Genomic DNA, 9,035 nt, shown 5'->3' with positions numbered 1-9,035 from the left:
GCTTAACTTCAAATCCTTGCGGTCAATGTGTCAAGTTTTATTGACAAAATCATAATTTATGCGAATAAAGAAAACGGAAAATTAGAATCTAACAAGAGAATGTGGTTGTATGAAAAAATCCATATTAGTATTTTGGGCAATCGTGTGTCTGTTACCTATTCAAAGGAGGTTTAAGAATTTTAAATGAAACATATAAGAAATATATTGCTGTTGATTACGATTATTTTTGCTTTTGTTATGCAAGCTGAAGTATATCAAAATATGCTCTGGACCTTTAATGGTGCTTATTATTTATCGTCCAGATACACAACTACTAATGACGATATGGATTCATTTTTAGCCAATGCAGAAGATACAGCTGAGAAGCATGGTGTTCATATTTTTTCGACTTTTAATCAGAGAGTTTCTAATTATCAGACAAGACTTTATATTTATGGTGATGATACCGTTGTTCGGGATAGTCTTAAAAGCACAATGGATATTGAGGAAAAAACATATACGGCTTTGATAGGCGGAATCACCGTAATAGAATTTGAAGATTTTAGAGAAGCAAAAAACACAGGTAATGGACAGGAAATAATGGTCAGCTATATCGGTGACGATGATGACATTATTGCCACATATCAAGATTTGGCAAAAGAATATTCTATATCGCAGCCAGAGTTTTGGCAATCAACCGAAACTGATATGATGTTCATTGTTTGGGGCCTGGTTGCCATATTGATGATTGTACTTAATATGATTGAGGTGATACGCAGACAAAAGGAAGTAGTTGTACGAGCTTCTCTGGGCGAAAATGCTGCTGTGATTGCTCTAAAAGCTGTAGTGGCTGATATGATTTCATATGCTGCATTATTCGTCTTAGCAAAGTTGCTTGTTTCTCAATTTATATCGGGAGCGTATGAAGATCATCTCATTTTGGCAGTGTATTGTGCCGGAGCAGTTCTTTCCGTAATTCCTTATGCTGCTTTTGTCCGCTTTGATGTAAAAAAAGCCTTTGCCAATGCTTCAGATAAAAAAGGTATGTTTTATCTTCTGAACGGTCTTAAAGTATTTGCTACTGCTATGACGATTTTTACAATAACTACAAATCTCAGTAGCATTCAAGGTAATTTACTTACAAACACTACTCTTTTAGAAAATCATTATAATGATTACTATTTTGGAGTTATGCAGATTGAACCTCCTTTTGAAGAAAATGAGGAGGAATCCAAAGAGAGCGAATTTTGGAATGACCTTTACGAAAATGAATACAACACTATAAATCCGGTGGTCTGCATAGGCAGCCGGATAAGCGATACGGATAATTATATTTTTGTAAATCATAATGCCAGAGATATGCTGCAAGGGTTTTCTGATATGCTTACTGAAGATGATGAAAAAGAGGATATCGTGGTCTTCGTGCCAAAGGGAAAAAATGCGGAATCATACAAAGATATCGCAAAAGAGGAAATTGACTCTCTTACCCAAAATGCAGAAGAACTGCGTGTTGTTTATAAAGAATATTCTGGCAGAGAGCAATTTTATTATCTCAATTCGAACAGAGAAGAGGCTATTGACGGATTGTCAAGAGCAACAAATCCGATTGTTATTTATCAGGCAAATGAGGCTGTTGCTTTGAATGGAAGTTATATCGAAACAGGAACATATAATGGTGAGGTGATCTACGGATGCGATGAAAGCACAATTCGTAATGCTGCGAAAAAATATGCAGAACAGCTTGGTCCACACTATTTTATGCTGACGAATGTCGGGGAGGATTATACTTATAGTCATAGTTTCCTCGTGAAACTGATTGGCTTTATAAGCTCTCTTTGCGTATTAGTATTGCTGTTAGATATCGCTATCATCATATCTGAAGTGAAAATGGAATTTAGACTTAATGCGATGGAAATCTCCCTCAAAAAGGTTTTGGGCTATCGCTTTTATGAAAGGCACAAAAGATTTATTTCCGTTAATCTCTTAGAAAATATAGCCGTTGTGATATTGATTTGCATTGTTTCGCTTTTTATATCTAACGCAAGTGTCGGGATTGCTTTACTGGTTGGAGCATTGCTCACCATTATTGAAATGGCAATCATTTTCACAAATGTTATGTGGGTTGAAAAAACAAATATCTCAAAGTCCTTGAAAGGTGGATGTTTATGATTATAATTCGTGGCTTAAATAAAGCATTTGGAGAGAAAATAATTTTCTCCAACTTTAATTTGGAAATTCCGGATGGAAGTTTTGTAGTAATCAGCGGGGATAGCGGCAGTGGAAAAAGCACTTTGCTCAATATGATTGGTGGTATCGAAAAGCCGGATAGCGGCAGTATCATAATCGAAGGGCTGAATATTACCCGGCTTAAAAATAAAAACAGTTTTTTTGCGGATACAGTGGGGTTTCTTTTTCAGAATTTTGCACTGCTTGAAAATAAGACAGTTAAAGAAAATTTAAGTTTGATTAAAAAATCAAGCCGAACTAAAGTATCACTTAAAGAAGCTCTTAATCGTGTGGGGTTATCAAAGGAAGTTAACAAAAAAGTTTATCAGCTTTCCGGTGGTGAACAACAGAGAGTTGCTTTAGCTCGTCTTATGATGAAAAAATGTTCTGTTGTTTTGGCAGATGAACCTACTGGCTCACTTGACAAGAAAAATAGAGATATTGTTATGAGGTTATTGCACGAACTCAATGAAGAAGGTAAAACGGTTATCATTGTTACCCACGATCAGGGTATTATTGAAGATGAACCTTATGTTGTGAAAATCTGAGAGTGCCTCTTAGAAATGTCTTGATCTACATTTTATGTAATTTGGGTCAGAAGAAAATCCCTTTAGGAACTAAAGGGCGCACTTCTATACTCTCCTATCGGGAGTATGTGCGTCCTGCGGAGCTTCATTCCCGGTCAGCAGAGAAAAACTGCTTGACCGAAAATGTTTCGTCACTTCGTTCCGTCAAGGGAGCTACACTCCCTTGCGACGCTTGTGCGTCTATCCCTTGTGGACTTGCCGTCCGCAAACAGCATGAAATGCTGTTCGCCGCCAGCAAGTTTGGAAAAATAAATACCGAAAATCAGACCGTTGACTGGTCGCAATGTGCGAAAAGTTGACGGTCTTTTTTTATCCCAAAAATCAAAAAAGGAGGTCAATCACAATGACAAAACCGAAAACTCTCGATCAGCTTCGAGCCGAAAAGGAACGAGCTGAGACGCAGCTTGCACAGGAACAGCACAAGCTGGAGCGTCTGGAGAACAGAAAGAAGTATCTGGAGAAAGGCGAACGCACCAAGCGCACCCACCGCCTTTGCAATCTGGGCGGCACGGTTGAGAGCCTTGCCCCAGAGGTCAAAGATCTCACACGCACCGAAATGACAGAGCTGATGGAATACATCTTTTCCCTGCCAGAAGTCCAGCGAGCCGTCCGACACATGGCGATTACCCACATCAGCCAAGCAAACAGAGAAAAGGAGTTGAAAGCCGATGGCACTATTTCATCTGAGCGTCACGCAGACTAAGCGAAGCGCAGGACAGTCCGCTATTGCTTCTGCCGCCTACCGAGCAGGGGAACGCTTGTATAGCGAGTATTACGGCGAATACAGCGACTACACCCGCAAGGGCGGCGTGATCTGCTCCGACATTCTCCTGCCGTCCCATGCACCGCCCGAATACGCAGACCGCCAGACCCTATGGAACGCCGTGGAAAAAGCCGAGCGTGGAAAGAACGCCCAGCTTGCATACAGCTTTGACATTGCCTTGCAGAATGAATTTTCCCTTGAGGAAAACATCGCTCTTGCAAGGCAATTTTTATTGGAGAACTTTGTGAGCCGGGGCATGGTGGTTGACTTCGCCGTACACCAGCCAGACCGGGAGGACGGTGGCATACCAAATCCACATTTTCATGTGCTTTGCCCTATCCGCCCCATCGAGCAGAACGGCAAATGGGGGCTAAAGCAACGCCGGGTGTATGAGCTGGACGAGGACGGCAACCGTATCCGGGACCAGAACGGCGAGTTTGTTTTCAACGCCGTTCCCACTACCGACTGGGGCAGTCCCGAAACGCTGGAATACTGGCGGCAGACATGGGCAGAGTTATGCAACGCCAAGTTTGCGGAAAAGGGGCTTGACGTTCGTATCGACCACCGAAGCTATGAGCGTCAGGGCGTAGAGCTTCTTCCCACCGTCCATGAGGGCGCAACCGTCCGGGCAATGGAGAAGAAAGGCATACGCACCGAGAAAGGCGAGTTCAATCGCTGGATCAGAGCGACCAATGCCGTTATCCGGGACATTAAGAAGAAAATCGCTCTCCTGTTTGATTGGATTGCCGAAGCAAAAGCGGAGCTTGCCAAGCCGCAGGCACCCGACCTTGTTTCTCTGCTGAACGCCTATTACACCCAGCGCAGAGCCGGGGCTTATTCGCAGAAAGGCAAGGTCAGCAATCTAAAGGAGATGAACGAGACTTTCAATTATCTCCGGGCAAACGGCATTTACTCCCTTGGAGATTTGGAACACCGTGTCAGCGAACACAGTGCTGCCACAGAGAGCTTGAAGAAAACGCTGGACGAACAGACCGCCCGAATGAAAGCAATTAAGCAGCTCTATGACAGCTCCGCTGCTTTCCAGAGCTTGAAGCCTGTCTATGACGGCTTGCAGAAAATCAAGTTTGAGAAGCCCAGAGCCAAGTACAAGGCAGAGCATGAAGCAGAACTGAAACAGTTCTACGCCGCCAGACGCAAGCTGACCGGAGAGTTCCCGGATGGCAAGGTGGATATGAAAAAGCTGACCGAAGAGTATGACGAGCTGGAACAGGCGCACAACACCACCTATGGCGAGTTTAAGACCGTCAGAGACGATTTACACCGCCTTTGGAAGGTCAAGTCATGTGTAGATACTGCCGCCCGATTTAACGAGCGTACAGAGGAACAAATGCACCAAAATCGACCCCAAACACGACACAAAAAGGAGGATATATCCCGATGAATTACACCCAAGCACAGATTGACCGGGCAAACGCCGTCAGTCTGGAAGATTTTCTCCGCACACAGGGAGAGACACTTATCAAAAGCGGACGGGAATACCGTTGGAAAGAACATGACAGCCTGACCGTCCGGGGAAACAAGTGGTTTCGCCACAGCCAGAGCAAGGGCGGCTATCCCATTGATTTCGTCATGGAGTTTTACGGCAAGTCCTTTCCCGAAGCTGTTCAGATGTTGACAGGCGAAAACGGCGAGGGACAGACCGAAGCCACCACAGCACCGCCCACAGCGTTTCACTTGCCCTTGCACAACAGGACAGCCGACAGAGCAATCCAATATCTCACAGAAAGCCGAGGCCTCAACAAAACGCTTGTTGAGGCTTTTCTTCTTTCTGGGGATATTTACGAGGACGCAAAGCGGCACAATGTTGTGTTTGTCGGCAGAGACCGAAGCGGTACGCCGAGATACGCCCATGTGCGAGGAACGGCAGACCCATTCAGACAGGACATTGCCGGGTCTGACAAGTCCTATCCGTTCCGCTATGAGGGAAACGGCAATCAGCTTTTTGTCTTTGAAGCACCGATAGACCTTTTGTCTTTTATCTGCCTTTATCCGCAGGATTGGCAGACAAGAAATTATCTTGCCCTGGGCGGCGTTTCGGGCAAAGCCCTTGACCGTTTCCTTTCTGAACGCAAGGACACCCGAAAAGTGTTCCTCTGCCTTGACAGCGACACCGCAGGAAGTGAAGCCTGCTTCCGACTGGCGCAGGACATTCCCAGCGAGATCGCCGTCATTCGCCTTGTCCCGGCAAGGAAAGACTGGAACGATGTTCTCCGTCAGCAAGGGGACATTCCCAGCCGCAAATTCATAGCCGAGACAATCACGCTGCGAGAGCTGCCCACCGCCCAGCCTGTCCCAATGCTCCGTATGGCAGATGTGGAGCTGACGAGCGTGGATTGGCTATGGTTTCCGTATATTCCCTTTGGAAAGCTGACCATCATACAGGGCAACCCCGGCGAGGGCAAGACCTACTTTGCTATGCGCCTTGCGGCGGCTTGCACCAACCGAAAGCCCTTACCCGGTATGGAGACACTTGAGCCTTTCAATATCATCTATCAGACCGCCGAGGACGGTCTGGGCGATACCGTTAAGCCCCGGCTGATGGAAGCTGACGCAGACCTTGAACGAGTGCTTGTTATTGACGATAGAGACACGCCGCTGACCCTTGCTGATGAGCGCATCGCAAGAGCAATCCGAGAGAACAACGCAAGGCTGGTTATCATTGACCCGATGCAGGCGTTTCTGGGCGCAGATGTGGACATGAACCGGGCAAATGAAGTCCGTCCCATCTTCCGTAGTCTGGGAGACATTGCACAGGCTACCGGATGCGCTATCGTGCTGATCGGACACCTGAACAAAGCCGCAGGAACGCAAAGCACCTATCGGGGATTAGGGTCTATCGACATTACGGCGGCAGTCCGCAGTCTGCTTTTTATCGGCAAGCTGAAGGACAGCCCCACAACGAGGGTGCTTATCCATGAGAAAAGCTCCCTTGCGCCGCCCGGACAGTCCCTTGCCTTTTCTCTGGGAGACGAGAAAGGCTTTGAATGGATAGGAGCTTATGACATTACCGCTGACGAGCTTCTTGCCGGGACAGACACCGCCAAGACCGAGAGCAAGACCGCACAAGCGCAAATGCTCATTCTGGAACTGCTGGCAGATGGAAAGCGTATGCCAAGTGCAGAGCTGGAAAAGACGGTCAATGAGCGTGGGATTTCCTCACGCACCATGAGAACGGCGAAGAGCCGTATCGGGGACAGGCTTGTGACCGAGAAAGACGGCACAGCATGGGTCTGCTATCTCCGAGACTGACAACAGGAACACGGCAAGCGTGGCAAAGACGGCAAGGTTTTTATAGATACCTTAATGTTGCCGCCTTGCCTTGTTCCCTCATACCGACATCGCCCGATGATGAACAGTCACCGGACATTTTTCATTTACAGGAGGATTTTGAATGAACAATACCGCAACCCACAGCACCACCACCAACACCCCTTGCCCGACTGTCAGAAAGCAGATCGGAAAGACAACCTATATCGTCCGTGTGCATTTCAGCCAGACCGCAAAAGAGACGATGGAGGACAAAATCAAGCGTCTGCTCCGTGAGGAAGTCCGCAAAATGTAACTTCTTTTTGAATTTGATGAAAAAGTCCTTGACTTTTCGTCTCTGGAAAAACGGCTAAGTCTATTCTTATTAGCTGTTCGACACGACTCGCGCCTTTTGCAATAGATGAGGTCTTGGAGATCACCTCCTACGATGAGCTGCACCTTGACAAGCTCGGTGATGAGTTGAGTGCGCTTTTCATAATCATCTCCGATACAGATGCGACTTTTAACTTCCTGGTCGCTATCATGTATTCACAGCTTTTCAACCTACTCTGCACCAAAGCAGATAATTCCCCAGGGGGAAAGCTGACCTATCATGTACGCTGTTTGTTAGACGAATTTGCCAATATTGGCGAAATACCGCAGTTTGAGAAGCTCATTGCGACTATCCGAAGCCGTGAAATCAGCGCGTCGATCATCTTGCAAGCTAAGAGCCAGCTAAAGGCTATATATAAAGATAATGCAGATACGATTGAGGGCAACTGTGATACGATGCTGTTTTTGGGCGGTAAGGAGAAGTCCACGCTGAAAGAGATCTCAGAGAGCTTGGGTAAAGAAACGATCGACAGTTTCAATACCTCCACCAATCGTGGACAATCGGAAAGCTACGGTATGAACTATCAGAAGCTCGGCAAAGAGCTGAAAAGTCAGGACGAACTGGCGGTCATGGACGGCGGTAAATGTATCTTACAAGTGCGAGGAGTGCGTCCGTTCTTCTCGGACAAGTTTGACATTACCCGTCATAAGCAATATCCAATGCTCTTGGACGATAATCCTGAGATGGGGTTCAACATCGAAAAATATGTGAGTGACCAAAAGGCGATGCGTTTGAGACTGTCTCGACAGGAGAAGTTCACGGGGTATGGTGTTGATATGACGGCCGCCGGACAGGAAGTTACAACAGTATCAGCAACAGAAACAGAAACCGCTGATACTCCAAATTCTGAGGAAACCGACGAAAAAGAGATATATGTCGGATTTTAACTCGGACAGTGAAGAAACCGAATAAAAGAGAAACGGTTGAAGCTGCGGACACTACTTTTTTTATTTTGAGGGAGACTTTTTACCTATGAACGAACTGAATATTTCTGCGGTCGATGCTACCGCTATGGAGACAGCAACCACTACCTCTGCACCTAAGCACAAGTGGCTCTCTAAGCTCACCCGTGGTGCAAAGAAGGCAACCATGTTTGCAACCGTTGCAGGCGTTATGGCTATGACCTGTACTACTCAGGCATTCGCAGCAGGCACCGGCGAGGTCGATACCTCGTCCTTCATCACTACTGCCTGCACCGTACTCAAGAGCGTTATCTGCCTTATCGGCGGCGGTGTTTCGCTTTGGGGTGTCGTAAACCTCCTCGAAGGTTACGGTAATGATAACCCCGGTGCGAAGAGCCAGGGCATGAAGCAGCTTATGGCTGGTCTTGGTCTGATCCTCCTCGCTATCATTCTCGTACCTGTTCTTGAGGGTATGATGACCGGTGCGGTGTAATCTGAATACCGAAAATTCAGAACGGAGACAAGCGTAAACCTCGGCTGAACGCTATATAAATAATGCCGTTCCAATAGAATTATGAAAGGTCGCTCGGCGGTGGGCTGTGGTGGGTATGAGCGATAAGACAGAATGGGAATAAACATCGGTTATCTGACAGCTAACCGAACAAGTGCAGGAGATGAGGTCTACACACCATTTTATGCGGTAGAACCGTTACTGGAGTTTCTTCCGAAAGACAAGAAGATATGGTGTCCGTTCGATGAGGAATGGAGCGCTTTCTATCAGTTTCTTTCGGAGAAAGGCTATGAAGTGGAGCGAAGCAGCTTAAAGGAGGGACAGGACTTTTTCAGGTATGAACCCGAACATTGTGATTTTGTCAATAAAACTTGACACATTGACCGCAAGGATTTGAAGTTAAGCA

General features: G+C 46.3%; 8 protein-coding genes and 1 pseudogene. All 9 read left to right on the top strand.

Annotated features, from left to right (window positions below; genetic code table 11):
* The first annotated feature begins 183 nt into the window (after positions 1 to 183).
* On the top strand, positions 184 to 2,148 hold the full coding sequence (locus tag LI114_RS12600) for a DUF1430 domain-containing protein (protein ID WP_227220975.1): 1,965 nt from the start codon (positions 184 to 186) through the stop codon (positions 2,146 to 2,148).
* Entirely contained in the window at positions 2,145 to 2,753 is a 609-nt protein-coding gene (locus LI114_RS12595; protein ID WP_002593328.1) for an ATP-binding cassette domain-containing protein, read from the top strand. The genes LI114_RS12600 and LI114_RS12595 overlap by 4 nt, the downstream gene beginning before the upstream one ends.
* Before the next feature lie 382 nt (positions 2,754 to 3,135).
* Positions 3,136 to 3,495: a DUF3847 domain-containing protein gene (locus LI114_RS12590; protein WP_227220974.1), complete on the top strand. Its 360-nt coding sequence runs from the start codon at positions 3,136 to 3,138 to the stop codon at positions 3,493 to 3,495.
* Positions 3,461 to 4,957 carry a MobQ family relaxase gene (gene mobQ / locus LI114_RS12585; protein WP_227220973.1) on the top strand — a complete coding sequence of 499 codons (1,497 nt, stop codon included), beginning with the start codon at positions 3,461 to 3,463 and terminating at the stop codon, positions 4,955 to 4,957. The genes LI114_RS12590 and mobQ overlap by 35 nt, the downstream gene beginning before the upstream one ends.
* On the top strand, positions 4,954 to 6,825 hold the full coding sequence (locus LI114_RS12580) for an AAA family ATPase (RefSeq protein WP_227220972.1): 1,872 nt from the start codon (positions 4,954 to 4,956) through the stop codon (positions 6,823 to 6,825). Before mobQ ends, LI114_RS12580 begins: the two co-directional genes overlap by 4 nt.
* A gap of 142 nt (positions 6,826 to 6,967) precedes the next feature.
* A complete protein-coding gene (locus LI114_RS12575) occupies positions 6,968 to 7,138 on the top strand; it encodes a transposon-encoded TnpW family protein (RefSeq protein WP_005944796.1) in 171 nt (56 codons plus the stop codon).
* Positions 7,139 to 7,179: 41 nt separating this feature from the next.
* Positions 7,180 to 8,103 (top strand): annotated as a pseudogene (locus tag LI114_RS12570) (VirD4-like conjugal transfer protein, CD1115 family); the annotation flags it as partial.
* A gap of 232 nt (positions 8,104 to 8,335) precedes the next feature.
* On the top strand, positions 8,336 to 8,611 hold the full coding sequence (locus LI114_RS12565; protein ID WP_226943084.1) for a Maff2 family mobile element protein: 276 nt from the start codon (positions 8,336 to 8,338) through the stop codon (positions 8,609 to 8,611).
* 132 nt (positions 8,612 to 8,743) lie between these two features.
* On the top strand, positions 8,744 to 9,004 hold the full coding sequence (locus LI114_RS12560) for a hypothetical protein (RefSeq protein ID WP_227220971.1): 261 nt from the start codon (positions 8,744 to 8,746) through the stop codon (positions 9,002 to 9,004).
* The last annotated feature ends 31 nt before the right edge of the window (positions 9,005 to 9,035 follow it).

It is taken from the genome of Ruminococcus sp. 210702-SL.1.03 (assembly GCF_020559915.1).
Lineage (GTDB): Bacteria > Bacillota > Clostridia > Oscillospirales > Ruminococcaceae > YE71.
Note: the sequence above shows the minus strand (reverse complement) of the source record. Positions and strands in the feature narration are given on the sequence as shown.

Coding starts and splice junctions, on each gene's coding strand:
- LI114_RS12600 (WP_227220975.1), top strand. CDS start 184: ATGAAACATATAAGAAATATATTGCTGTTGATTACGATTATTTTTGCT.
- LI114_RS12595 (WP_002593328.1), top strand. CDS start 2,145: ATGATTATAATTCGTGGCTTAAATAAAGCATTTGGAGAGAAAATAATT.
- LI114_RS12590 (WP_227220974.1), top strand. CDS start 3,136: ATGACAAAACCGAAAACTCTCGATCAGCTTCGAGCCGAAAAGGAACGA.
- mobQ (WP_227220973.1), top strand. CDS start 3,461: ATGGCACTATTTCATCTGAGCGTCACGCAGACTAAGCGAAGCGCAGGA.
- LI114_RS12580 (WP_227220972.1), top strand. CDS start 4,954: ATGAATTACACCCAAGCACAGATTGACCGGGCAAACGCCGTCAGTCTG.
- LI114_RS12575 (WP_005944796.1), top strand. CDS start 6,968: ATGAACAATACCGCAACCCACAGCACCACCACCAACACCCCTTGCCCG.
- LI114_RS12565 (WP_226943084.1), top strand. CDS start 8,336: ATGACCTGTACTACTCAGGCATTCGCAGCAGGCACCGGCGAGGTCGAT.
- LI114_RS12560 (WP_227220971.1), top strand. CDS start 8,744: ATGGGAATAAACATCGGTTATCTGACAGCTAACCGAACAAGTGCAGGA.